General features: G+C 70.1%; 23 protein-coding genes and 4 pseudogenes. 15 read left to right on the forward strand and 12 right to left on the reverse strand.

The window, feature by feature from the left end:
- Positions 1 to 9: 9 nt before the first annotated feature.
- Positions 10 to 192 (forward strand): carotenoid oxygenase family protein, encoded by a 183-nt coding sequence (locus SY89_RS19130; RefSeq protein WP_080506707.1) that lies wholly within the window; start codon positions 10 to 12, stop codon positions 190 to 192.
- Between the two features lie 3 nt (positions 193 to 195).
- On the opposite strand, the gene SY89_RS17790 is transcribed toward SY89_RS19130, so the two are convergent.
- The 3 genes from SY89_RS17790 to SY89_RS13330 form a co-directional block, all read right to left on the reverse strand.
- Positions 196 to 912: a hypothetical protein gene (locus SY89_RS17790; protein WP_054584587.1), complete on the reverse strand. Its 717-nt coding sequence runs from the start codon at positions 910 to 912 to the stop codon at positions 196 to 198.
- Between the two features lie 263 nt (positions 913 to 1,175).
- Positions 1,176 to 2,426 carry a tRNA (N(6)-L-threonylcarbamoyladenosine(37)-C(2))-methylthiotransferase gene (locus tag SY89_RS13325; protein ID WP_054584588.1) on the reverse strand — a complete coding sequence of 417 codons (1,251 nt, stop codon included), beginning with the start codon at positions 2,424 to 2,426 and terminating at the stop codon, positions 1,176 to 1,178.
- Positions 2,427 to 2,669: 243 nt separating this feature from the next.
- Positions 2,670 to 3,785, reverse strand: a complete 1,116-nt coding sequence (locus tag SY89_RS13330) for an ABC transporter permease (protein ID WP_054584589.1) — start codon at positions 3,783 to 3,785, stop codon at positions 2,670 to 2,672.
- Positions 3,786 to 3,909: 124 nt separating this feature from the next.
- On the opposite strand from SY89_RS13330, the gene SY89_RS13335 reads away from it, so the two are divergent.
- On the forward strand, positions 3,910 to 4,830 hold the full coding sequence (locus SY89_RS13335; RefSeq protein WP_054584590.1) for an ABC transporter permease: 921 nt from the start codon (positions 3,910 to 3,912) through the stop codon (positions 4,828 to 4,830).
- 44 nt (positions 4,831 to 4,874) lie between these two features.
- Positions 4,875 to 6,044: an outer membrane protein assembly factor BamB family protein gene (locus SY89_RS13340; RefSeq protein ID WP_054584591.1), complete on the forward strand. Its 1,170-nt coding sequence runs from the start codon at positions 4,875 to 4,877 to the stop codon at positions 6,042 to 6,044.
- Here SY89_RS13340 and deoC read toward each other — a convergent pair whose 3' ends face one another.
- Positions 6,045 to 6,680 carry a deoxyribose-phosphate aldolase gene (gene deoC, locus SY89_RS13345; protein ID WP_054584592.1) on the reverse strand — a complete coding sequence of 212 codons (636 nt, stop codon included), beginning with the start codon at positions 6,678 to 6,680 and terminating at the stop codon, positions 6,045 to 6,047.
- Positions 6,681 to 6,764: 84 nt separating this feature from the next.
- On the opposite strand from deoC, the gene SY89_RS13350 reads away from it, so the two are divergent.
- The gene (locus SY89_RS13350) at positions 6,765 to 7,571 is read left to right on the forward strand and encodes a DUF63 family protein (protein ID WP_054584593.1); all 807 of its coding nucleotides are present in this window, start codon (positions 6,765 to 6,767) and stop codon (positions 7,569 to 7,571) included.
- Here the strand turns inward: SY89_RS13350 and SY89_RS13355 are convergent.
- Positions 7,568 to 7,957, reverse strand: coding sequence for a hypothetical protein (locus SY89_RS13355; RefSeq protein WP_054584594.1), 390 nt, complete (start codon positions 7,955 to 7,957; stop codon positions 7,568 to 7,570). The genes SY89_RS13350 and SY89_RS13355 overlap by 4 nt on opposite strands.
- 93 nt (positions 7,958 to 8,050) lie before the next feature.
- On the opposite strand from SY89_RS13355, the pseudogene SY89_RS13360 reads away from it, so the two are divergent.
- Both SY89_RS13360 and SY89_RS13365 read left to right on the forward strand, forming a co-directional pair.
- Positions 8,051 to 8,775, forward strand: a pseudogene (locus SY89_RS13360) (nucleoside phosphorylase).
- A gap of 2 nt (positions 8,776 to 8,777) precedes the next feature.
- Positions 8,778 to 10,250: a universal stress protein gene (locus SY89_RS13365; protein ID WP_054584595.1), complete on the forward strand. Its 1,473-nt coding sequence runs from the start codon at positions 8,778 to 8,780 to the stop codon at positions 10,248 to 10,250.
- Here the strand turns inward: SY89_RS13365 and SY89_RS13370 are convergent, their stop codons facing one another.
- Positions 10,251 to 11,399, reverse strand: a complete 1,149-nt coding sequence (locus tag SY89_RS13370; RefSeq protein ID WP_054584596.1) for an NAD-binding protein — start codon at positions 11,397 to 11,399, stop codon at positions 10,251 to 10,253. It lies immediately after the preceding gene.
- A gap of 87 nt (positions 11,400 to 11,486) precedes the next feature.
- Between SY89_RS13370 and SY89_RS13375 the strand changes: the two genes are divergently transcribed.
- The 7 genes from SY89_RS13375 to SY89_RS13400 all read left to right on the forward strand — a co-directional run bounded on the left by SY89_RS13375 (position 11,487) and on the right by SY89_RS13400 (position 17,044).
- The gene (locus tag SY89_RS13375; protein ID WP_054584597.1) at positions 11,487 to 12,701 is read left to right on the forward strand and encodes a potassium channel family protein; all 1,215 of its coding nucleotides are present in this window, start codon (positions 11,487 to 11,489) and stop codon (positions 12,699 to 12,701) included.
- Positions 12,698 to 13,888 (forward strand): cation:proton antiporter regulatory subunit, encoded by a 1,191-nt coding sequence (locus tag SY89_RS13380; protein ID WP_054584598.1) that lies wholly within the window; start codon positions 12,698 to 12,700, stop codon positions 13,886 to 13,888. Before SY89_RS13375 ends, SY89_RS13380 begins: the two co-directional genes overlap by 4 nt.
- Positions 13,889 to 14,158: 270 nt before the next feature.
- Complete coding sequence (locus tag SY89_RS17405) at positions 14,159 to 14,488, forward strand: hypothetical protein (protein WP_054584599.1); 330 nt, start codon at positions 14,159 to 14,161, stop codon at positions 14,486 to 14,488.
- A 53-nt stretch (positions 14,489 to 14,541) separates the two neighbouring features.
- Positions 14,542 to 15,450, forward strand: a complete 909-nt coding sequence (locus SY89_RS13390) for a DUF58 domain-containing protein (RefSeq protein WP_054584600.1) — start codon at positions 14,542 to 14,544, stop codon at positions 15,448 to 15,450.
- Positions 15,438 to 15,593: a hypothetical protein gene (locus SY89_RS17410; protein ID WP_189319172.1), complete on the forward strand. Its 156-nt coding sequence runs from the start codon at positions 15,438 to 15,440 to the stop codon at positions 15,591 to 15,593. Before SY89_RS13390 ends, SY89_RS17410 begins: the two co-directional genes overlap by 13 nt.
- A gap of 190 nt (positions 15,594 to 15,783) precedes the next feature.
- A complete protein-coding gene (locus tag SY89_RS13395) occupies positions 15,784 to 16,125 on the forward strand; it encodes a hypothetical protein (protein WP_054584601.1) in 342 nt (113 codons plus the stop codon).
- Positions 16,118 to 17,044 carry a hypothetical protein gene (locus tag SY89_RS13400; protein ID WP_144427225.1) on the forward strand — a complete coding sequence of 309 codons (927 nt, stop codon included), beginning with the start codon at positions 16,118 to 16,120 and terminating at the stop codon, positions 17,042 to 17,044. The genes SY89_RS13395 and SY89_RS13400 overlap by 8 nt, the downstream gene beginning before the upstream one ends.
- Here SY89_RS13400 and SY89_RS13405 read toward each other — a convergent pair.
- The 3 genes and pseudogenes from SY89_RS13405 to SY89_RS13420 form a co-directional block, all read right to left on the reverse strand.
- A complete protein-coding gene (locus tag SY89_RS13405; RefSeq protein ID WP_054584603.1) occupies positions 17,041 to 18,027 on the reverse strand; it encodes an AAA family ATPase in 987 nt (328 codons plus the stop codon). The genes SY89_RS13400 and SY89_RS13405 overlap by 4 nt on opposite strands.
- A pseudogene (locus SY89_RS19365) lies at positions 18,020 to 19,119 on the reverse strand (DUF4350 domain-containing protein). Before SY89_RS19365 ends, SY89_RS13405 begins: the two are co-directional and overlap by 8 nt.
- An 8-nt stretch (positions 19,120 to 19,127) precedes the next feature.
- A pseudogene (locus SY89_RS13420) lies at positions 19,128 to 19,394 on the reverse strand (hypothetical protein); the annotation flags it as partial.
- A 160-nt stretch (positions 19,395 to 19,554) separates the two neighbouring features.
- Between SY89_RS13420 and SY89_RS13425 the strand changes: the two are divergent.
- Positions 19,555 to 19,770: a hypothetical protein gene (locus SY89_RS13425; protein ID WP_054584606.1), complete on the forward strand. Its 216-nt coding sequence runs from the start codon at positions 19,555 to 19,557 to the stop codon at positions 19,768 to 19,770.
- 84 nt (positions 19,771 to 19,854) lie between these two features.
- A complete protein-coding gene (locus SY89_RS13430) occupies positions 19,855 to 20,427 on the forward strand; it encodes a metal-dependent hydrolase (RefSeq protein WP_054584607.1) in 573 nt (190 codons plus the stop codon).
- A 180-nt stretch (positions 20,428 to 20,607) separates the two neighbouring features.
- Here SY89_RS13430 and SY89_RS13435 read toward each other — a convergent pair whose 3' ends face one another.
- From SY89_RS13435 to SY89_RS13445, 3 genes and pseudogenes are all read right to left on the reverse strand, one after another.
- The gene (locus SY89_RS13435; RefSeq protein ID WP_054584608.1) at positions 20,608 to 21,852 is read right to left on the reverse strand and encodes an ABC transporter permease; all 1,245 of its coding nucleotides are present in this window, start codon (positions 21,850 to 21,852) and stop codon (positions 20,608 to 20,610) included.
- Positions 21,853 to 22,072: 220 nt separating this feature from the next.
- Positions 22,073 to 22,429: pseudogene (locus SY89_RS19705) on the reverse strand (hypothetical protein); the annotation flags it as partial.
- Positions 22,430 to 23,054: 625 nt separating this feature from the next.
- Positions 23,055 to 23,795 (reverse strand): ABC transporter ATP-binding protein, encoded by a 741-nt coding sequence (locus SY89_RS13445; RefSeq protein ID WP_054584610.1) that lies wholly within the window; start codon positions 23,793 to 23,795, stop codon positions 23,055 to 23,057.
- Between the last annotated feature and the right edge of the window lie 127 nt (positions 23,796 to 23,922).

The raw sequence follows: 23,922 nt of genomic DNA on the forward strand, positions 1-23,922 counted from the left end.
GGCGAGCCGGTGTTCGTCCCCCACCCCGACGGGGCCGAAGAGGCCGACGGCGTCGTGCTCTCGCTCTGTCTTGACACCGACGCCGAGCGCTCGTTCCTGCTGGTCTGCGACGGCGAGCTGACCGAACTCGCGCGGGCGCCGCTGCCCCACGTCGTCCCGTTCGGGTTCCACGGGGAGTACTACCGGAACTGAGGATCAGGTCGGCGTCGAGGCGTCCTCGACGGTGATCTCCTGTTCGGCGCTGACGTGCCCCTCGATACGGAGCGTGATCGGGCCGTCCTCGTCGGTCGTGTAGCCCGTGTCGATCGTGAGCGTCGCCGTCGTCGACGCGCCGGCGTCGACCGCCTGCTCGATCAGGTGTGACTCGTCGTCGTCGGCGATCAGTTCGGTCGGCCAGTAGGCGGCCGCGAGGAAGCGTCCGTCGGTGTCGCTGGTGTTGGTCACCGAGAGTTCGATCGTCATCGCCTCGCCTTGAGTGACCGAATCTGGCGCCGACAGCGAGTCGAGTTCGAACGACGGCGCAGACCCGGCGAGGGTCTGGGCAGCCTCGTCGGGCAGGGACCACGTCGCCGACTCGCCGCCGCGTTCGAGCACGATCTGTGGGTCGTCAACTTGGATGGGCGAACCGAGTTCGAACGCGACGTAGCGGGCGGCGTCGCCGCCGGTAAGTTCGGGGCTGCCGACGATCCCGCCCTCGTGGCCGGCAACGGCGTAGTTCTGGGCGCCCTCGTCGCCGGGGTCGACGGCTGCCCACGTCTCGCCGCCCGCGCGGAGGCTGAACGCGTCCAACTCGAGTTCGGCGTCGCTGCGGACCGAGGCGACGACGAACTGCCGCCCCTCGGGGGCGACGACGCCGCCGGAGCCCATGATGGACTCGTAGGTGACGGCCTTCTCGGCGACGATGTCGAACACGGCGACGGCGTCGCCGCCGACCGTCCGCTCGGACGACGCCGGCGGGGGACCTCTGTCTCGGACGGGGACCCGTTCGGTGGTTCTGGGGAGTCGGTCGGCGATTCGTCGTCGCCGGGCGAGTCGCCGATACAGCCGGCGGTCGCCAGCGCCGCGGCGGCGCCGAGGCTACTCGCCAGAAACTGTCGTCTGGTGGAGGGCATCACCCGAAACTGGGGGCACCGACCGTAACAAGCCTTGTGGGGGCGACTGCGGCGTCGGCGGAGTCAGACCGGCGTTCCGAACGCGTACACCGTCTGGTGACTCGTGACCTCGACCTCCGCGAAGTCGCCGGGTTCGAGGCCGTGCTCGTCGGCGTTCTGGACGATGATCTGTCGGTAGGCGGAGTCACGGCACTTCACCGAGTCGCCGGTTCCCTCCTCGACCACCAGCACCTCGCGGGTGGTGCCGATCAGCTCCTCGTAGGCCTCGGCGACGACCTCGTGCTTGAGTTCGCTCATCGCCTTCGAGCGGTCCTTCTTCGTCTGGCCGCCGAGCCCCTTCATCTCCGCGGCGTCGGTGCCGGGCCGCTTGGAGAAGCGCGTGACGTTGACCTTCTCCGGGCGCACCTCGCGGAACAGCGCCATCGACTGCTCGTGATCGGCCTCGGTCTCGGTGGGGAAGCCGACGATGAAGTCCGTCGACAGCGTCCAGTGGTCGAGCGTGTCGTCGAACGTCTCGACGATGTCGAGGAACTTGTCGACGCGGTGCTGGCGTCGCATCTCCGCGAGCACCTCGTCGCTGCCGGACTGCACCGGCGCGTGGAGGAAGTCGTACAGCTTCTCGTTGCGGGCGAACACGTCGGCCAGCTCCTCGCGGATCCCGTGAACGCCGCCGGGGTTGGCCATCCCGACGCGGACCCGGAACTCGCCGTCGATGTCGCAGATGCGGTCGAGCAGTTCGGGCAGCTTGCGCTCGCCCTCGTCCCAGCCGTAGACGCCGGTGTCCTGGCCGGTGACGCGGAGCTCCTTCGCGCCGGCGTGGACCAGCGCGCGGGCTTTCTCGACGTTCTCCTCGACGCTCGGCGAGTCGATCCGACCCGTGGCCTGCTTGGTGATGCAGTACGAGCAGTTGCTCATGCAGCCCCGAGCGATGGGGAGGATGCCGACGACGCCGTCGAGGACGGGCTCGGTGCCCGGTCCCGGTGTGGGGCACTCGCCGTTGGTGACGGCCTCGGGCACGTCGTCCCAGTGGAGCACCTGCGCGTCGATGTCGGCCTGCTGGAACTCCTCGCTCTGGGCCAGCGCCATGCAGCCCGTGACGATCAGGTCGGCGGTCTGCTCGTCGAGCTCCTCGGCGCGTCGGAGCATGTTGCGCTCGGTCTTCTCGACGACCGTACAGGAGTTGAGGATCGACACGTCCGCCTCTTTGGGCCCGTCCACCCGGTAGTGGCCGGCGTCGCGCAGGGCGCTCTCGATCGACCGACTCTCACCCCGGTTCGACGTACAGCCGTACGTCTCGATGTGGTAACGGGCCATCAGTGTCGGAACTGGGCGAGCGGTGGGCAAAAGGCCGACGGTTGAAACTCCGCCGCGGCGACGGCCAGCCGCGGCGGTGTGGACGACAACGTGGCGACGGCCAGCCGCGGCGGTGTGGACGACAACGTGGCGACGGCCAGCCGCGGCGGTGTGGACGACAACGTGGCGACGGCCAGCCGCGGCGGTGTGGACGACAACGCGGCGATCAGCCCAGCCGCGGCGGTGTGGACGACAACGTGGCGATCAGCCCAGCCGCGGATCCAGCGCCTCGACCAGCGCGTCGCCGACGAGCTTGAACGACACCACCGTCGCCGCCAGCGCCGCCGCGGGGAACACTGACACCCACCACTTCGTCAGCATCGGCACCTGACCACCGAGCCCGCGGGCCATGACGTTACCCAACGACTGGAGGTCGAACGCCTCCAGCCCCAGGAACGCGAGCCCCGCCTCCGTCAACAGCAACACGGGCGCCTGCTGGGTCGCGGTCGGGATCGCCACGACCGACACCGCGGGGAGGACGTGTTTCCGCAGGACGTGTCGGTCGCTCCCGCCGAGCACTTTCGCGGCCTGGACGAACTCGGTCTCGCGCAGCCGTCGCGCCTCGCTCCGGACGACCCGGGCGGCGCCGCCCCAGCCGAGGAAGCCGAAGAGGAGGATGATCACCAGCAGCGACTCGCCGGTGATCCAGATCAGCAGCAAGTACATCACCAGCGGCGGCACCGCGTCCTGCACCTCGACGGCCCGCATCGAGACGTTGTCGATCAGCCCCCCGTGATAGCCGGCGCTGGTGCCGACGACCAACGCCAGCGGCACGATCAGCGCCAGCGCGATGACGGCGACGTACAGCGTGACGTGCAGCCCCTGCAGCAGCAGGATCTCCATCGCGTAGCCGTTGATGTCGGTCCCGAGCGGGTACTGCCAGCTCCCGTGACAGCGCCCGTCGACGACCGGACCGGCGCACTTGTGCGGGAGTTCGTCAGCCGGGATCGTCCCCCAGATCGGCGGCTGATTCCCGTTGAGGAAATCCAGCTTCGGCGCCGGCACGAGCGCGAGGCCGACCGTGCCGAGCACGTACACCACCCCGAGCCACGCCGCGCCGGCGATAGCTTCGGGCTTCTCGCGGAAGCGCTGCCACACCGTCGCCGCACGCTCCCGGTCTTCGAGGATCGGGAGGACGCCGTAGAACAGCAACACGACGTTCGCGAGGATGAACAGCCAGTCCAGCGGCGACGCCAGCCAGGTGCCGACGGTGTAGCCGTCGTTCACCTGTGTGTCGTAGAGGGCGAGGGCGACGACGACGGCCAGCACCACGATGGAGAGCGGGATCCGGCGGCGTCGCCAGTCCAGCGACGGGGACATTGTGGTACGATGTAGTGCGGTTCGGCCGTGATAAACCTTCTCGATCGGTAACGTTTAACAGTCAGTCGTCCCACGCTAGGGGCGTGCCCGTCTGCCAGTCGCCCCTCCACTGGATACGCGACCCATGAGTCTTCGGTCACGGCTGCTCGCCCGGTTCGGCTTCGCCGTCGTCGCCGTCTACCTCGTGATCACGCTGACGTTCCTCGTCGTCGTGCTCACCCCGGACACCAACCTCCGCGGGATGCTCGGCACCGCGCTGTGGTCCGGCGCCTCGCCCGCCGAGATGGAGCAGATGCGCGAGACGTACCTGGCGGCTCGCGGCCGGAACCAACCGCTGTACCGGCGCTACCTCGACTGGGTCGTCAACATCACGCTGTTCCGCTGGGGGCTCTCGGCGACGTTCGGCGAGCCGGTGACCCAGGTCGTCGGCGCCGCCACCCTCGAGACGGCGAAGTATCTCGTCCCCGGTGCGGTGTCGGCCTGGATCGCCGGCATCGCCGTCGGCATCCGGTCGGCCCGGGAGCGCGGGAGCCGGTTCGACCGCCTCGGCCGGCTGGCGACGTACGTGCTGTTCGGGCTGCCGGGGTTCTGGCTGGCCGCGCTCGTGCTCGTCGCCCTCGACGGCGGGGGCCAGCTCGCCCGCGACGTGATCGTCCCCGGCGGCGCCGTCGCCGCCGCGCTGTTGGCCGGCCAGGTGAGCCTGACGCGCTCCCGCAGCGTCGATGAGTTCGACGCCGACTACGTGCGCTACCTCCGCGCGAAGGGGCTCAGCGACCACGGCGTCGACCGCCGCGTGTTCCGGAACGTGCTCGTCCCGGTGCTGTCGATGACCGCCGCGGAGCTGTTCTCCGTGCTCGTGCTCTCGGTCGTCGTGCTGGAGTCGCTGATCGGGATCGAGGGGATCGGCTGGCTCACCTACGAGGCCACCCAGGAGAACGACATCCCGCTGATCCTCGGGACGACGATGGTGCTGGTCGTGGTCGGCATCGGCGGGAGCATCGTCTGCGATCTCGCGAGCGCGTGGCTCGATCCGCGGTCGCGGTAGGCGAGGAGGCAGTTTCTTGCACCCGTCGCGAGAAGCGGTGAGTGATGCCCTCCAGACGCGAGTACTTGGCTGCAGTCGCGAGCGCCACCGCGGTCGGCGTCGCCGGCTGTCTCGACGGCGCCGACGCCGCCACAGCCGGCACGGACGAATCGACCGAGTGGCCGATGCGAAACTACGACCGCTACGGCGCGGCGTACGCGAGCGATGCCGCCGCCCCGCGGTCGTCCCCGGGCGAACGCTTCGAGACCGCACTCGAGGGCACCCCGCGCGGGCGACCGATCGTCGCCGGCGGCCGCGTGTTCCAGTCGACCTGGGCCGGGATCGAGGCAGTCGACGCCGAGAGCGGCGAGAAGCTGTGGACCTACCGAGCCGAGGAGGGCGCCAGCCACTACCCGACGCCCGCAGCGCACGACGGCGTCGTCTACGCCGGCACCGATGCGGTACTGATCGCCCTCGACGCCGAGAGCGGCGACGAGCAGTGGCGCGTCGACACTGACGGGCGGGTCACGGCGTCGCCGGTGCCCGGCTACGAGTGGGACCCCATCTACGTCGGGACCGACCACGGGGAGGTGCTCAAGGTCCGCGACGGCGGCGATGTCGAGTGGCGAGCGACCGTCTACGGCGAAGTGACCCACCTCGTCACGCCCAACGTCGCCGGCGTCACCGCCGCCACCAGCGGCGGCGAGGTGTTCACGCTGTACCAAGGCCGCGGACTCTGGCGGAAGAAAGTCCCGGGCCAGGTGACCGCGATCGCCGCGCAGAGCGGGAACGACCTGTTCGTGGCCACGTTCGGCGGCGGCGTCCTCAAACTCCGGACGGCCGCCCACGCAGGGCGAACCGCGTGGCGCAGCGAGCGCGGACCGGTCGCCGACGGCGCGCTCGTGCTGGCCGACGGCGCCGTGTTCGGCGGTGACCTCTCGGGCGTCCACCGCCTCGACGCCGGCGACGGGGGCGTCGGGTGGGAGCTCGGCGACGACACGTACTCCGTCGCGGCGGCGGGGGACACGCTCTACGTCGGCGCCGACGGGGCGGTGATCGCGCGCCCGCTCTCGGGCGGTGCCGGCGTCGGCGGGAGTCGCCTGAACGCGGAGCGGTTCCGGTACGGGATCGGCGACGAAGCCGCGGCGATGGGCGTCACGCCGGCCGACGGCGCGCTGTTCGCTGGCGTGACCGACTCGGGCAGCGGGGAGGAGCGCCTGCTCGCGCTGGAGTAGCTACTCCGGGGCGCCCGAGAGGATCTCGACGCCCGAACTCGCACCGATGCGCTCGGCGCCGGCGTCGAGCATCGCCATCGCGTCCTCGTAGCTGCCGACGCCGCCGGAGGCTTTGACGGGGAGGTACTCGCTCATCAGCTCCACGTCCGCCACCGCGGCGCCGCCATCGGCAAACCCCGTCGACGTTTTCACCATGTCGGCGCCCGCGGCCTCGGCGGCCTCGCAGGCGGCGTGTTTCTCGTCGTGGGTGAGCAGCGCGGTCTCGATGATCACCTTCACCGGCAGCGGCGTGGCGGCGACGACGCCCGCGAGATCCTCCTGGACGGCGTCGGTCTCGCCGGCCTTGAGTCGGCCGACGTTGAGCACCACGTCGAGCTCGTCGGCGCCGTCGGCGTCGGCGACGACCGCCTCCTCGCGCTTGGCCGCCGCGGCGTGCTGGCCGTGGGGGAAGCCGATCACCGTCGCCAGCGTCACGTCGGGCGCGTATTCGGCGGCCTCGCTCACGTAGCACGGCGGGATGCAGGCGTTCATCCCGTGCTCGGCGGCCTCGTCGAGCACGCGCTGCGTGTCGGCCCAGGTGGTCTCCGGGCCGAGGACGGTGTGGTCGATCTTGGGGGCGAGTTCGTCGCGATCCATGCCCGCCTCTGGGCCCGCCGAGGTGAAAAACACCGCCGCTCCGCGCTCCGAAACGCTTTCGCCCCGCCCGCTCCCCCGGCAACCATGGTACTCCCCGCCGGCTTCGCGCTGCCGCCGCTGCCGTACCTGCTCGCGCTGCTGCTCGCCGGCGGCGCCGTCGCCGTCGCGCTGTGGCGCCGCGATCCGGCCGTTTCCGACCGCCTCGTGCTCGCGCTCGTCCCGTGGATGCTCGCCGGCGCGTGGCTCCACGTCCTCCACGTCGTCGGCGCCGCGCCCGAGGCGATCGACCCGCTGCTGGGGACGCCGGCGGCCTACCTCACCACGGCGATCCTCGCGGGCGCCGTCTGGCTGGCTGTCGACGCCGGCGAGATCGCGACCGAGCGGGCGTTCGCCGCCGCCGGCGCGGCCGTCGCGGCGCTGGTGCTCGCGGTCGGCGTCCAGTGGGGGCTGGACGAGGGGACGTTCGCGCCCGCCTGGCCCGTCGTCGCGGCCGTCCTCGGCGTCGGCGTGGGGATCGCGGTCTGGCTCGGCCTCCGGCGTGCGTACCCGGGCGTCGGCGACGCGGGCGCCGCGGGCGCGCTGGCGATCGTCGCCCACAGCCTCGACGGGATCTCGACGGCGATCGGGATCGACCTGCTCGGCGCGACCGAGCGCACGCCGCTCTCGCGGGCGGTGATCGAGTTCGGCGCGACGCTGCCGACCGCGGAGCTGCTGGGGACTGCGTGGCCCTTCGTGCTCGTAAAACTTGCACTCGGCGCCGGGATCACGGCGCTGTTGGCGGAGTCGGTCCGGGAGGCGCCCCGCCAGGGCCGGCTCCTGCTCGCGTTCGTCGCCGCCGTCGGGCTCGGCCCCGGCGCCCACAACCTGCTGCTGTTCTCGATTATGGGCTAGCGCCGACCGCGGCGGCGCTTGCTGTACCACTCGCGATCGCGTCGCCAGCGTCGCAGGCGCGATCGGAGCGAGCCCTCCAGCATCCCGTGGCCCGGGTCGGCGACGAACTGGTACGTCGCGAGCGCGAACACGGGGAGGCTGATCGCGACGTTGAACGCCGTGAGCGCGAGGAACTCCCCCGTGACCAGATCGACGAACAGCGCGATCGCCAGCAGGCGGAGGCCGACGACGATCAGGAGCTCGTCGAGGCGGGCGAGCAGGCGCTCGCCGAAACTCGGGCGGCCGGGGCGGCCCGAGTCGAACAGCAGCCGCTCGACGCGGTCGGGGAGCCGGGGGCGGAAGTACGCCCGAAGCGGGCGTGAGCGACGTGGTCCGCGAACCGACATGGCTCCGAGCACGGCGGGGAGGGAAAAGAAAGCTTGCCCGACCGGAGCGCCCGGACCGCGGTGTTTTTGGCGACGCCGACGACATCCGCGAGTATGGCCAAACAGCCCCACCTGCTCGTCGGCGAGGGTGACGTGAACGAGATCGCGCTCATCCCGGGCGACCCCGGGCGCGTCGACCGCATCGCCAAGCAGTGTGAGAACGTCGAGGAAGTGTCCGAAAACCGCGAGTACAAGGTCGTCAACGCCGAGTACGAGGGCACTGAGCTGACCATCTGCTCGACGGGGATCGGCTGCCCCTCCGCCGCCATCGCGATCGAGGAGCTGCACAACGTCGGCGTCGAGACCGTCCTCCGCGTCGGCACCACGGGCGCGCTGCAGGCGGACATCGAGATCGGCGACATGGTCGTCGCGACCGGCGCCGCCAAGGAGGAGGGGACGAGCAAGCGCTACGAGTCCGCGACCTACCCGCGGTGCCGGACTACGACGTGCTCTCCCGGCTGGTCGACGCCTCCGAGGCCAACGACGAGGACGTCCACGTGGGGCCCATCGTCTCCGACGACGCGTTCTACAACGAGAGCGACGAGTTCGTCGAGGACTGGGAGGCGGCCGGCCTGCTCTGTATCGAGATGGAGGCCGCCGCCGTCTTCTCGCTGGCGCGGCGCCGCGGCATGCAGGCCGGCGCGATCTGTACCGTCGACGGTAACCTCGTGAAGGGCACCCAGAAGGGGGAGACCGAGGGCGAGGAACTGCCCGAGAAAGCCAAGAACAACGTCGAGCGCGCCATCGGCATCGCGCTCGACGCCGTCGCCGCGCTCTGAAGATGGGGCGGCGCCGGGAGCGGGTGCGCACGGCGATTCGCCGGCTCCGGTCCGCCCAGCGGCGCGAAGTAGGCGAGTTCCTCCGGTGGATCGAGAACACCGACAACCTCGTCCACCTCTCGGTGCTGGTGTTCGTCCCGCTGCTGATCGCGCTGGTGACCCTGCTCTCGAACGCGATCGAGGCGCTGCCGTACCTCCTGTTCCCGCCGCTGGCGTCGGGGGCGTACACGCTGTTCGTCCGCCCCGAGAGCCGCTACGCCTCGCCCAGACGCTTCGTCGGCGGCATCACGCTGGGGGCGCTCTGTGGCTGGGTCGCGTTCGTCGCCGCCCAGCGACTGTTTCCGGCGTCGACGTTCACCGTCCCGCCGGCGGCGGCCGCCGGCGCCATCGCGCTGACCGGGATCGTGACGTGGGTGCTCGATCTCGAGGAGCCCTCGGCGTTCTCCTCGGCGCTGCTGGTGCTGGTCGTCGAGATGGGGACCGGCACGATCACCCTGCAGCCGCTCCCGGCGCTGGTGATCCGGCTCTCGCCGCGCTCGGCGTACGTCCTCAGCGTCCTGCTCTCGACGGCGCTCGTCGCCGCCGCCTTCGTCGTCTGGGACAAGACGTTCTACGAGCGCCGGGCGACGTACCTCTACGGCACGACCCACGGCGACGACCACGTCCTCGTCCCGATGCGCGGCGACGACGGCGTCGAGACGGCGACGATGGCCGCCCGGATCGCCGCCGCCCACGACGCCGGGAAAGTCGTCCTCCTAGACGTGTTAGAGGACCTGAACCCCGACGTACTGGCCGCCCACCGCGGCGAGGGCGACCCCGCGGCCGTCGACGAAGCCGGCGCCGAACGCGTCCGGCGGGCCGCGGAGCGGCTCGACAAAACCGCCACCCGGCTCCGTGAGCAGACCGGAGTCCCCTGTGAGGTGATCGTCGCCAGCGGCGACCCCGCGCCGACGACGCTCGACACCGCCGACCGGGCCAACTGCGACCTCATCGTGATGCCCTACGAGACCGCGGACGGCGCGCTCTCGCCGTACGTCCGGCGGGTGCTCTCCGGCCCCATCGACGCCGTCGCCCACCGGTCGACCGGGACGACCGACTGGCGCCGGGTGATGGTGCCCGTCGTCCGTCCCGGCGACACCGCCCACGCGATGGTCGACTTCGCGACCCGCCTCGCCGGCGACACCGGCCGGGCGAGCGTCTGTACCTGTATCGGCGACGAGAACGCCCGCCGGGGCGCCGAACACCGCCTCGCCAACGTCGTCGAGGCGTTCGACGCGCCGGTCGAAACCCGGGTCGCCCGCGCGGAGATCACGACGTACATCCAGGAGAACGCGAAAGCGTACGATCTCGTGATGCTCGGCTCCTCCGGCGACCGCTCGACGGCGTCGCGGCTGATCTCGCCGCCGACGTTCCGCCAGATCCGGGACGTTGACTGCGACGTGGCGATTGTGGACCGGGGCGACGCCGGGCGGTGACTACTCCTCGCCCAGCAGGTCGCTGGCCTCCCGCTCGCTGTCGCCGCGGCCCATCGCCGCCTCGACGAGCAGGTGGCCGCCGATCGCGGCCGGGCTGATCACGGTGTCCGCGCCGGCACGTTTGAGCTTGCTCACGTTCTCGCGCTGGGTCACGCCGACCGCGATGTGGATCTCGGGGTTGAGCTCCCGGGCGGTGAGAATCGAGAGCGCGTCGTTGGCGTCGTTGTTGGTGGCGGCGATGACGGCCCGCGCCCGGTCGATCCCGGCGTTCTTGAGTGGCTCCTCGTCGCTGGGGTCGGCCGTCAACACGTGCACGTCGTGGTTGGTGAGCCGTCGGGTCACCGTCTCGTCCTCCGTGATGACGACGAACGTCGTCTGGGCTTCGAGCTCTTCGAGGATCGGTTCGGTCAGGTCGCCGTAGCCGAGAACCAGCACGTGGTTCTCGAGCGTGTCGAGTTGTTGTTCGGTCATACGTCCGAGTGCCGCGGAGAATCGGGCCTCGATCATCGGCGTCAACACCACCCCCAGTGCGACGGCGAAGGAGGCCACCGAGAGCATGATCGCCGACATGGCGAACAGCCGGGCCTGCTGGGTCTGGGCGTAGATGTCGCCGTAGCCCACGGTGCTCCCGGTGACGAGCGTGTAGTAGAACGCGTCGATGAGGCTGTTGACGCCCTGGAACCCGTCCCGGAGCGCGAAGGTGCCCACGGTGCCGTACACCTGCGCGGCGACGAGCGCCCCCAGCGCCGCCAGTTGGGTGGTCGTCAGGTCGAGTTCGTGGTGGAACGTCCGGCGGTTGAGCGCGACGACCGGCAGGGTGAGCAGCGACAGCGCCACCAACGGGTAGGAGTAGTTGCTGGCCTGCAACAGCCCTTGGACGGCCGTGATCGGCAGCATCCCCACCGTGAGGAACCAGCCCGCGCGGTAGCGCTTCCGGAGCATGAACGCGCCGGCGAGGGTGAGAAAGCCCGTCAGTACGCCCGTGAACCCGGCCGTCTGGCGCACCATCGGCGGGACGTACGCCGCGAGCGGGCCGGTGGCGGTGGTGGTGGAGATGTTGATGATCCCCGTCGCCACCGAGAGCGCGGCGACCGCGAACGTCAGCCAGACGGAGGCGCGGACGCCGATCCAGTCCCGGTCCCACTGCATACACGGGGGGAAATGCGCCGGGGGCTTAAATGCGCAGCCGATCTGGCCGCCGGTACGTCTATACAGGCGCCGACGCTCCGTCGCTGTATGGCTTCGTTCCCGCTCCAGATCCTGCTCGGGGTGTATCTCGGGCTGGTGACGGGGATCGTGCCTGCGCTGGTGGCGTGGGTGCTCGGTTTTACCTTCAAGTACTTCACCAACGTCTCCATCCCCGGGTTCGGGGTGGTCGTGCTCGCGCTCGCCATCGCGGGGGTCAACGGCGGCCTGCTCGCGCTCAACGACCGGGCGATCGTCGGCGGCGCCAACGGCGTCGCCATCCTCGTCGCGATCGTCGTCGTGCTGATGCTGTCAATGTACGCCCACGCCAAGGGCGACCAGATGGGGGCGGCGACGCCGAAACGGCTCACGCTGAAGAAGCTCGCCGACCGCACCCTCTCGGCTGACGTGGTCGACCTCGTCGGCGGCCGCGGGGAGGTGAGCCTGCAGATCACGGGCGACGTGGGCGACATGGAGGGGTACCCGCCGCTGCCGGGCGAACTCCGCCGGGCGATCCGGGAGGCGTCGATCGCGCTGCCCGCGGACCTCCCCATCTCCGAGCTCGAACACCGCGCCGAGGACCGCCTCCGGAGCGAGTTCGACCTCGCGAACGCCTCGGTCCGGATCGACGAGCGCGGCCACGCGACCGTCGCCGCCGCGCCGCCGACCGCCGGCCTCTCGAAGCGCGTCCCCGCGGGCAAGCGCGCGGTGTCGCTGACGACGATGGTGCCCACCGGCACCGCTGCCGGCGACGAGGTGACGATCCGCACGCGAGACGCGACCTACGAGGGGACCGTCGTCAGCGTGCGCCCGGCGAAGGAGGGCAGTGGGGAGCCCGCCGCGACCGACGGCGGCACCGAGGCCGAAGCGCCGTCGCCGCCCGTCGCCAAGACCGCCGCGGGCGGGCGTGACCGCGTGACCGTCGCCGTGAGCCGCGAGACCGCGGGGGTGCTACTCGAACACGAAGTGACCGGGCTCAGCGTTCGCTCCCGGGGCGAGCGCCGGGAGTTCGAGCTGCTGGCGCTGCTGCGGCGCTCGGGCAAGCGGCTCCGCCGGGTGACCGTCCGGGAGGGCGGCGCGCTCGACGGCCACGGGCTTGGCGAAGTGGGCGTCCACTCGCAGTACGGCGTCGTCGTCCTCGCGGCCCGGGGCGACGGCGGCTGGACGCTCGTCCCCGGGGGTGGGTACGTCCCCGCGGCCGGTGAGGAGCTGTTCGTCGTCGGCACGCCCGCCGACCTCGACGCGTTCGCGGGGGTGGCGGCGTGATCCTCCAGATGCTGCTCGGGGAGATCGACCTGCTGCCGGCGCTCGGCCAGCTGTTCGGACTCTCCGTGCTCGCCTTCCTGGTGTCGGGGACGGCCTCGGTCGGGTATCGCTGGTACTTCCGGGAGCCGATCCCGCGCGGGCTGGCGGCGCTGTTCGGCGTCGCCGCCGTCGCGCTCTACCTCAACACCGTTGGGCTACTGGGCCGGGTGATCGGGACGCCCGGGACCGACCCCTTCGACGCGGCCGGGGTCGGCGTCGACCTGCTCACGCTGCTCGTGGCGTTCGTCGCGACCGTCCCCGGCCGCCGGCTCGGCGACGCGCTCCGGGCGGATCTGGCCTCCGCGGCGGGCGCCCGCGAGGTCAACGCCAGCGTCGGGCGCGCGCTTCGGGGCGTCGCCCGCCTCTCCGCCGTGGAGCTCCCCGCCGCCGACGAGATCGAAGACATGCAGAGTCACGACCCCGTCCCCGCGGAGGTGAAGACCGAGCTGGGCGGGAAGACGCTACTGTTCCCCCGATCGAACCGCGAGGCGCTCCGCGATCGGCTGGTGACCCGGCTGAAGGAGGACTACGGCGTCGGCTACGTCGACGCCGAACTCGCGGCCGACGGGACAGTGACGTACCTCGCGCTCGGTTCGCGGCTGGCGGGGATCGGCCTCACGCTGGGGCCCGGCACCTGCGCCGTCGCCGTCGAGGCCGACCCCGCCAGCGACGCCGGCCCGGGCGACATCGTGCAGGTGTGGACGACGCCGAACGCGACCGCGACGGCCGAGGGCGATGCTGGGGAGGCGCCGTCGTCGCCGCGCCGCGTGACAACCGCGGAACTGCGCGCGACCGCAGGCGAGACGGTGACGCTGGTCGTCGACGAGGCCGACGCCGCGGCGCTGTCGCCCGACGAGCGCTACCGGCTGGTGACGCTGCCCGTGAGCGCGCGGGCCGACCAGGAGTTCGCGTCGCTGCTGCGGGGCGTCGACGAGACGCTGGGCGTGGTGCAGATCCCCGAGGGGAGCCCGCTCGTCGGGACGACCGTCGGCGACCTCGAGTCGGCGGTCGTCGCAGTGCGGCGCGGGACGGGCGCCATCGACGCGCTGCCGGGTTCGGAGCGCGTGCTCGAGCCGGGTGATTCGGTGTACGCCATCGGTCGCCCGGACGTGCTGCGCGGGCTGGAGGAGCGGGCGAACAGTCGCTAGCGAGAACAGCGGGCGTGCATCGGCCGCGGTCGGCACGCTCGTGGGGAGGGCCCGTCTCAGCCCGCGAACCGGAACAGCAGGAACGTCGAGAGCCCCAGCATCGCGAGGAACACGAACGTGACCATGAGTATTCTGTTCTCTCGTGACATTTGTTAGCTTCGAATATGGGATTACCTACCATAAATTGTTCTATCATGTTTCGGCTCATCTTCGATAGAGCGTTTCAACCAAGCCAGAAGTTTGAACTGCCGCATCGTCTATGCTCGTGGTATGCGTCCCACCCCGCGGTTCCTGCAGATCGGCACGGCAGGTGCCGTGCTCGTTGGGGTGGGAGTCCTCGCCAAATCCCCGGTCGCGGTGCTGGGCGGCGTCGCCCTCGGCTGTTGGTTACTCGTGGAGCAGTATACCGCCCTCCGATCGTTTGCACAGGCGACCGAGCGTCTCGACGTCGACGTCAGCCCGGTCCGGACCGCCGCGATCGTCGACGAACCGCTCTCGGTCACCGTCGACGCCACGCTCGCAAGGCCGGTCGACACGACCATCGAGGTCGCGATCGATCTCCCCCCGGCGCCGAGTACGGGGATGCGCCTCCGACACTAACACTCGAACCGGGCGAGACGGCGGCGTCGACGACGTTCTCGTGCTCATTCCCTGTGGCCGGCGAGTTCGCGTTCCCGCCGGTGACAGTGACACTGTCGAACCAGCGCGAGACGGTGACCGAATCGGTTCCACACGATCCCGACCAATCCGTCCGGATCGACCCACGCCGGCCGCGAAACCTCCACGTCGGCCAGGGCGGCGACCGGATCGACGCCTACGGCGAACATCCGGCCGGGAGCGGGGCCGCGGGGCTCGTCCCCGAGGAGATCCGCCAGTACGTCACGGGCGACGCCCTGAGCCAGATCGACTGGAAGGCAACCGCCCGGCTGCAGGCCCCCCACATCCGGGAGTTCGAGACCGAGACCAGCCGGCAGACCGTCATCGCGGTCGACCATCGCCACACGATGGAGCACGGGCCAGACGGCCAGACGATGCTCGACTACGCGCGGGAGGTGGGACTTGGCTACGCGCGAGCCGCCGAGTCCTTCGACGACCCACTGGGCCTGTACGCGATCGGTGACGGCGGGATCACGGTCCGTCGCCGGCCGACGAGTTCCGCCCGCGGGTATCGCCACGTCCGGAACGCCCTCCACGATCTGGCACCCACCCAGGCCGAGGGTGGCGCCGTCGACGCCACGAGCAACCGACTCAGCCGGCCCGACGCGACGTGGTCGGCGGCCCGCACGCTTTCGACCGACGACTCCGCGTTCGCGCAAACGGTCGCGCCCTTCCTCGCCGACACGGACGCGTACGTCCACCGCATCGACTCGGACCCGCTGTTCCGGGCGATTCGGCAACTCCTGGCCGAGACGAGCGGTGAAGTCTGGCTCGTGTTGCTGACCGCGGATACCGGGCGGAACCGCCTCCGGGATATCGCCTCACTGGTCGCCAACGAGGGGGCCACCTCTCGCTGTTTCTCACCCCGCGGGTGCTGTTCGACGCCGACGCGATGGACGACGTGAGCGCGGCGTACGACCGGTACGCCGACTTCGAGTCGTTCCGCCGCACGGTCGCCCGGACCCCGCGGACAGAAGTGTACGAAGTCGGGCCGGGTGACCGCCTCGATGCCCTGCTGGCCGCCCGACGACGCGCTCGGCAGGCCTGAGTCGGCGAGGGGTGGCCGTTTCAGTATCTTCAAATGGATGTACCCGAACAGTTGGGCCAATGGGAGAACCACCGCTCGTCGTCGCGCCCCGCGGTCGCGAGGTGCTGGGGAACCCCCCACATCGGCGGCGATCGGTGTTACGGCAGTCGGGTTTGCGCTGCTGGGCGGGCCGACCGCCGCAGCGCTCGCGGTGGTTCCGGCACTCGGGCTCGTGCTTGGTGGCCCGGTGCTGGCGTTCGTCGCCGGGATCATCGGCCTGCTCGGCGTCGGCGACGTCGTCGGGCTAGCGCCGATTCCGTCGGCACTGGTGCTCGCAACTTTCCCGCTCGCAGCTACGTACGACACACACGGCCCGCGGCCGGCCGGGATCTATCTGGCGACCGTCGCCGCCGCAGTCGGGACGTTCGTCGTCGCCCGAGCGACACTCGACGGGCTGTTGGCGGTGGCCGCTGTCAGTATCGGCGGGCTGGCGTTCGTCGGGTACGGGATCCACAGGTACGAACTACTCACGCTGGGGCTGATCGATGAGTGAAACACAGTCGCGGGAGGCGGTAGTGGACGGTGACGAACAGGCGACCGAGCGCATCGAGGATCTCCGCGCCCAGGTCGACCTGCTCCGCAGTGAGAACGAGCGGCTCCGCAACGAGTACGCCCGCGCCCGGCAGGCAAGCTATCGCCGAACGGCACTCGGTCTAGGCGTTGTCGGCGCCGTCGCGGTCGCCGGTGGGTTGTTGTTCCCCGCGGCGCGGGAGGTGCTGTTCGTACTCGGTGCCATCGGGATCTTCGGCGCCGTCCTGACCCGCTACCTCACGCCCGAGCGGTTCGTCGCCGCCGAAACCGGCGAGCGGATCTACGCCGCCCAGGCCGACAGCCTCGGCGATCTCACTGGGCAGTTGGGCCTCGAACCGACGTGGGTGTACGTCCCCGTCGAGGGCGACCCGCCGGCGAGGCTGTTCGTTCCGCAACACAGCGAGTACGAGATTCCGGACGAGGCGGCCCTCGAGCGACCGTTGGTCGTCGGCGACCGCGATGCCGAACGGGGCGCGTCGTTCGTCCCCACTGGCGGGACGCTGTTCCGCGAGTTCGAGCGCTCGCTGACCGGCTCACTCGGAAACGAGCCCGGGACTGTCGCAGAGCAAGTCGCCGACGCGCTAGTCGAAGGGTTCGAACTCGCCCAGACCGCCGAGGTGGCGACCGACGGCGACGCCGGCCGCGTGACGGTCTCGGTGACGGGGTCGGTGTACGCGGATGCCGAAGCAGTGGATAACCCGCTCGGGTCGCTGCTCGCGGTCGCGCTCACAGAGGCACTCGGACAGCCGGTTCGACTCGAAACCACACGCAGCGACGACGACCTCGTCCTGAACTGCCGCTGGGACGTGGACGAGTCGGAGGACGAAACGGACGGGACGAGGGGCGCAGTCGAGACGGACGGCGAAGCGCCCGACAGCTAGCTGTCCGCGGGTTGATCGGCGACTGCGCTTTCGCGAGTTGCCTCCTCGGGCACCGGGACGGAGTCGAGCAGCCCCGTGATCAGGTCGTCGACGCTCTCGCCGCCGAGTTCAGCGTCCGTGCTGAGCACGAGCCGGTGACGGAGCACGGGATGGGCGAGTTGCTTGATGTCGTCCGGGATCACGTACGAGCGGCCGTCGATGGCCGCCGCCGCTTTGCCGGCGTTCAGGAAGGCAAGTGTCGCCCGCGGCGACGCACCGTACTCGACGTCCGGGGAGTCCCGCGTCGCCCGGACGAGGTCGAGGATGTACTCGCGGACGGGGTCGGCAACGTGAGTCTCCGCAACAGCCGCGCGTGCCTCTTCGAGATCCTCTGGGGTGACGACCTGGCTGACGCTCGACGGGCCGATATCCGGTTCGTCGTCGAAGCGGTCGAACAGGTTGCGCTCCATCTCCCGACCCGGCAGGTCGACGGTGAGTTTCAGCTGGAAGCGGTCGCGCTGGGCCTCCGGCAGCGCGAACGTGCCCTCCATCTCGATCGGGTTCTGGGTCGCGATCACCATGAACGGCGCCGGCAGCGAGAGCGTGTCGCCCTCGATAGTGACGGTCCCCTCCTGCATCGCTTCGAGCAGGGCGCTCTGGGTTTTCGGCGTCGCGCGGTTGATCTCGTCGGCGACGACGACGTTGGCGAACACGGGACCGCGCTGGAGTTCGAACTCGCCGGTCGGCTCCCGGTAGATGTGGGTGCCCGTGATGTCCGCGGGAAGGATGTCCGGCGTCATCTGGATGCGCGTGTACTCGAGGCCGGAGGCGCGCGCGAACAGGTTCGCGATGGTCGTCTTCGCGACGCCAGGGACGCCCTCCAGCAGGACGTGCCCCCGAGTCAGCGCGGCGATCGAGAGCCCCTCGAGGATCTCCTCGTTGCCGATCAACACCGCGCTGGCCTCATCCCGCACGGCGTCGTGGAAGGCGGCCGGGTCAGTCATTGCCTTCTGTTGATTCGTCAGTCCGTATAACACCTCGCATCACACGGCGGAGTCGCCGTTCGTCCCAGTCAGGATGCCGTCGCTGCAGGTACGCGACGACCTCGTCGGGACTGGCGTCGGCGAGTGCGAGCTGGGCGTCCGGCGGCTCGTGACCGAGTCGGTCCAGGACGGTGGCTGGGAGTCGTCGGAGGCGACGCCCCCAAACGACCGCGCCGATGCCCACACTGGCGACGACGACCTGCCAGAGCGGACTCTTCTGGAGGGTCAACAGGGCGACTGCAAGCGGGGGCTGGCCCGTCACGTGTGAGTAGTCGAGGATCGCGGCCTCGTGACCGGCGAAGAGGTTCGCCGCGAACTGGGCGTTCCCGGGCCGCTCGAGCATGGCGTTAATGAAGATACTCGGGTCGGCGACGACGTACACCGTCCCCGCGCCGGCCGATTCACGAACCACGACGGGCCGGCTGGCGAGCGTCTCGTTGTCGTCAAGCTCGCCGTCGCGGTCGGTATCGAGGTAGGCGAACTCCGAGGAGTTGACGAGGACCGTGGTGTTGGTCCCGGAGTCGGTGACTGCCAGGCTCGTCCCGTGGTTCAGCGTGAGTTGGTTGACGTTCTCGGTCTCGGGATGGGTGGAGACGTTCGTGGCGACTGGGAGTGCGGGTGAGCGGTAGTACTCCTGCTCGTCACGGAGCGGCGCGCCGTCGAATCGCGTCTCAGCGCCGACGGCCTCGAGAAGCGGCGTGCTGTGGGGGCCGAAGTCTTCGGCGACGACGAGCGTCCCCCCTGTTCGACGAACGCCGCGAGTCGCTCGCGATCCTGTTGGGAGTAGGGCTCGTCGGGCGACAGGACGACTGCGATCGTCCCGTTCGGGTCCGCTTCGGCGTACTCGGTCGTGTTGAGTGCGACGACGGGGTCGGCACCCTGTTCGCTCGCCGCCTCACGGAGGTCGCTGGCGCCGTCCCACGCGGCGTTGTACGTACTGAAGGCGGTCTGTGACGTGCCCGCGGCGACGACGCCGGTTATCGCGATCGTGAGGGCGAGAGTGACGAGGAGGAGCTGCGGGACCGACCAACCCTCGGGGAGCCAGTCGGCCATTCAGAGCACCCCGGCGGGAGGATTTCGAGGATGCGCCTGATCACGATGTAGCCGAACACGGCGAGTCCCGCCGCGATCAGCCACTTCAGCCGGGAGCGCCACGTCGGCGTCACGCGAAACGGGGCCGTGAGCTCGACGACGACGAGCAGCCCGATCAACGAGACGACGAACACCAGTTCGTAGCTGAGGCTCGACAGGAGCGTGAGCACGAGCGTCGCGCCGAGCAGCCACGCGAGGGTCGCCCGGACGAACCGCTGGCGCCGAGCCGTTGCCATTGTCGGGTTGTGGACCATCTTCGTCTTGAGAGTATCGCCTTCACCAGTGCTACGGATTGCGAGCGACGCTCGTCGAGGTTGCAGCCGTTACTGGCGCCAACCCGAGGGTCGAGGTGGATGTTGCCGCAAGGTTTTTCGTTGACAGAAAGTATATGCGCGCATGAACGACCACCGCGAGATCAGCGTCACTCTGGATAGCGACGCCGCGCATGCCTACGAACGCATCTTGAACGAGTTGGAGCAACAGCAGGGCCAGCCGGTCGAGATCGACGAGCACGCGGAACGGATCCTGCGGAAGTACATCGCCGACGAGTACCGGAAACTCATCCTGAACGGGAGTGCCACGACAGAGATCCCGAAGCTCGCAGAGGAGTGAAGACGGGGACTGGGAGCTGTCCCAGCCGAGTAACCGCCCCCAAGTCGACACCCCTATCCGTTCGCTAGGGGGAGTGACACCCGAATGCTCCCGTGGGGCCACGCGGCGGTCGGCTATCTCTCCTACCGGCTGTACACGTTTCTCAGGCGTCGACGCCCGCCAAAGGGGGTCGCCGTGGTCGCCCTCGCGATCGGCACGCAGTTCCCCGACCTGGTCGACAAGCCGCTGTCCTGGACGGTCGGGATCCTCCCCTCGGGCCGAAGTCTCGCCCACTCACTGCTCGTCCTTGGACTTGTCGCCGGCCTGCTCTACCGAGTGAGTCGTGGGCGCTCGGACCGAACACGGACAGCCGTCTTCGCGTTCGGGTTCGGCTGGCTTGCCCACGTGTTCGCTGACGGCTACACGATCCTGCTCGGGCAGCCGACCTGTGTGAACTACCTCGTCTGGCCGCTCGCCATCTGTCCGTACGACGAGGTCGATCGCTCCATCATCGAGCACCTCCTCGCAACCGACCTCACCACCGGCACCCTGATCGGGCTGGCGCTGACCGCGATCGCGAGCGCGGTCTGGGTCCTCGATGGGGCGCCCGGCCTGTGGTACCTGCTTCGACTGGTCAAGGAGCGGTTGGGGTGGCAGGAGCAACCGGTGAACCCCTAATCCACCGCCTAACGATGGGTGTGGCGCGCGGAGAGAGCACATGGCGAGACACTTCCCGGCCGAACAGAACGGCTGTTACTACGGCCGTGTGGCCGACTGTTGCTGGCTCTGCTACTTCCGCCTACTGGGGGCAGCCGTGAAAGCCCGCCTGCGGGTGTAGGCTGCGCGGGCCACTCCCGATCACCGCAGCCCGTCGACGGGCGAGAGCCGTGAGACCTGCCAGCCGGCGACGGCGGCGCCGATCAGGCTGATCGGCACGGCGATCGCGACGCCCGCACCGAGCACCCACGGCGGCGTCCGGACGACGTTCTCGAAGCCGACGAGGGAGGCAGCGACCGCATCGAGCCCCATCCCCAGCGGGATCGTCGCTGCGACGCCGAGCAGGCCGCCGATGACGCCGAGGAAGAGCGCCTGGACGACGACGATCCCGACGAGCGTGCGCGTCCGGGAGCCGAGAGCTTTGAGCGCCGCCAGTTCACGACGCTGCTGGTACACTACCGACACGAGCAGGTTCGCCGTGAGCGTGATGCCTGCGAGTACCGCGAGGACGACGAGACTCCCGCCGCTGGCAAGCACCACCGCCTGTCGCTCCAGCGTCGCCTCCAACTGCTCGCGGTTCGTGCGCACCTCGTACTCGGGGTGCTCGCGCTCGATCTCCTGCGCAACAGTCGCAGGGTCGGCGCCGTCCTTGAGGTCGACAGTGATCAGCGACGCGCGATCCGTTGCGGTGGTGCCGGTTACCTCCTGGAGTTCACTCAGGTGCAGCGTGACTGTCGGCGTCCCGAGGAACCGCGAGAACGTCGGCGAGATGCCGACGACGGTAAACTCGTTGGCGCGGGCGTCCGAGATCGTGCCGCCGATGTGGAGCGTGTCTCCCACGGAGACGTTGAACATGTCGGCCGTCCGCTGATCGATGATCACCTCGTGGGTCATCGGGCCGGTGTAGTTTCCGTCGGCGTAGTGGATATCCCGGTTTTGGAACGCCTGACCCTCGGTCACCTGGACGCTGGGGCCGCGGCCGGGCGCGCCGGTGCCGACGAGCGTCTCCCAGTCCTCCCCGTCGGTACTGACGTACACCGTCTGGAACGCCATGGGCACCGCTGTGCTCACGTCCTCTCGAGACTCGATCGCGGCGCTGATCTCGTGGGCGTCGACGACGGTGTTCTCGAACCCGCCCACAGTCCCGGGGGCGAGCGTGATGGGGCCACCAGTGACCCAGAGGTCGCGCCCGGAAGCGTCGAACTGCTCTTCGCCGGTCTCCACAACGCCGATGCCCACGCCGCCGAGCAGGGTGGTCGCGAGCACGGCCAGCGTGATCCCCAGCACCGACAGCACCGTCCGGGTTCGGTCGTGACGCAGTTGGGCGATCGCGATCCCCACGACCGCACGGACCCGTGTCAGCGCACTTCGGAGCCGGCCGCTCACTGGTCGAGCACCTCCACGATGTTCGTCCGGCGGGCGAGCCACGCCGGATAGGGCGAGGCGAGCAGGCCGATGACGATCGCGACCAGTGGCCCGTACGCGAGCAGCGCGGGGTGGAACTGGGCGACGTTCTGGACGCCGACGTACGCCTGGCTGACGTAGTTGATGGCGACGACGCCCCGAGGCCGAGCAGCGTCCCGGCGATACCGCCGAGGCCGGCGATCGTCACCACCTGCGACAGGACGAGGATCGTCTGCGAGCGGCGGGAGAACCCCATCGCGCCTTGGGCGGCGATCGTGGCCCGGTTGGCGATGACGTCCAGCCCCGTGAGCGTCGCGACGAACAGCGCGCCGATGCTCACCGCCGTCAGGAACGCGGCGACGGCGACCGCAAGCGGGAGGCTCGACGTGGAGACGCTGGCGCCGCCGACGCCCGATCGAGTCAACACGTCAGTGCGGGGGTAGACTCCAGTCAGTTCGCGCTTGACCGACGGGTCGTTCGTGCTCACGAGGATCTGGTCCGCCTGATCGCCCGCCGAGGTCCCGGTGATCGTCTGCAGTTCGCTCAGGTGGACCACCATCACCGGCACGGGACCGAGCCCCGTCGACACGTCGGCGTCCGCAACGTCGACGGCGCGGAGCGAGCGGTCAGTGCCCGAAGCGGTCAGTTCGGCGCCAGTGTCGGCGCCGAGCACCTCCGCCGCCGCGGAGCTGAGGACGGCGTCGCCAGTCCACGTGCCGTTGTACGTGCCGTTAGCGTAGTGGGGATCGCCCGGCGCCAGTGACGCCGTCGGTAGGCCGAGCACGCGCTGGCCGTCCGCGGGCGGGACGACCCCGGCTGCGAGGACGTATTCGGACGTGTTGCCAGCGCTGACTTGCAGGATTTGGAGTTGCACTGGCGTCGCGTAGGTGACGCGGTCGTCGGCCTCGATCTCCGCGGTCGTCGGGTGGACCGCGCCGAGTCGTGGCCCCTCGACGGAGACGGCGATCGTCGACGCCGACCCGCCCTCGGGGACGATCCAGTAGTCGACGTCGTCACCCTGCACGGTTGATCCCGACGCGAGGCCGACCGCAACGCTGGTCACGCTCACCATCAGCGCCACGGCGAGAGCGACGCCGAGGGTCGTCATCACGAGCCGGCGGGCCTCGGCCGTGCGGAACCGGCCTAGCGTCTCAATGACGCCGAGCTTCCAGAGGGCGAGTAGCCTACGCATCGCTCACGACCTGGCCGTCGCGGAGTCGGATGATTCGATCCACGCGGTCGAGCACCGCCTGGTCGTGCGAGGCGACGATGACCGCGCGGTCCTCGGCCACGTCCGCCAGCAGGTCGAGCACGTTCGCCCCCGCCTCGGAGTCAAGTTCGCCAGTGGGTTCGTCCGCGATCAGCAGCTCCGGCTCGCCGGCGAGCGCTCTGGCGACGGCGACCCGCTGCTGTTCCCCACCGCTCAGTTCCGCAGGGCGGTGGGTCAGTCGGTCCCCCAGGCCGACCCGGTGGAGAAGGAGTTCGGCCCGGTCGTGACGCTCCGTTTTGCCAACGCCCCACTCGATGAACGGGAGGGCGACGTTCTGTTGGGCCGTCAGCGCGGGGAGCAGGTGGAACCGCTGAAACACGATGCCGATGTGGTCGCGTCGGAGCCGGCTCCGGGCCCGCTCGCTCAGCTCGGCCGTGTTCGTCCCGCCGATCTCGATCCGGCCGGTTGTCGGCGTATCGAGTGCCGCGAGCAGGTGGAGCAGCGTCGACTTGCCGCTCCCGCTCGGGCCCGCGATCCCGACGAGTTCGCCCCGGTTGATCGCGGCCGAGACGGTGTCGAGGGCGGTGACGACGGTCGCGTCGCTGTTCCGGCCCAACAGGCCGCCCTGGCCTCGCCTGTACGTGCGGCCAACGTCGACGGCGTTGACGACGGGGGTGGGCTGCTGGGCAGCGTCATCGGGGTCGATACGGCTCATGGGTCGCCTCGATTGTCAGACATGATCAGCGGGGAAGCGTCGCGGGGGTGGTTAGTTAGCGGTAGTCGTCCAACTCGAAGTCGCCGCGGAAGTAGAGGAACGCTCCCGCGCCGATCACGAACAGGAT

The sequence above is a fragment of the Halolamina pelagica genome (genome assembly GCF_001307315.1).
GTDB classification, from domain to species: domain Archaea; phylum Halobacteriota; class Halobacteria; order Halobacteriales; family Haloferacaceae; genus Halolamina; species Halolamina pelagica_B.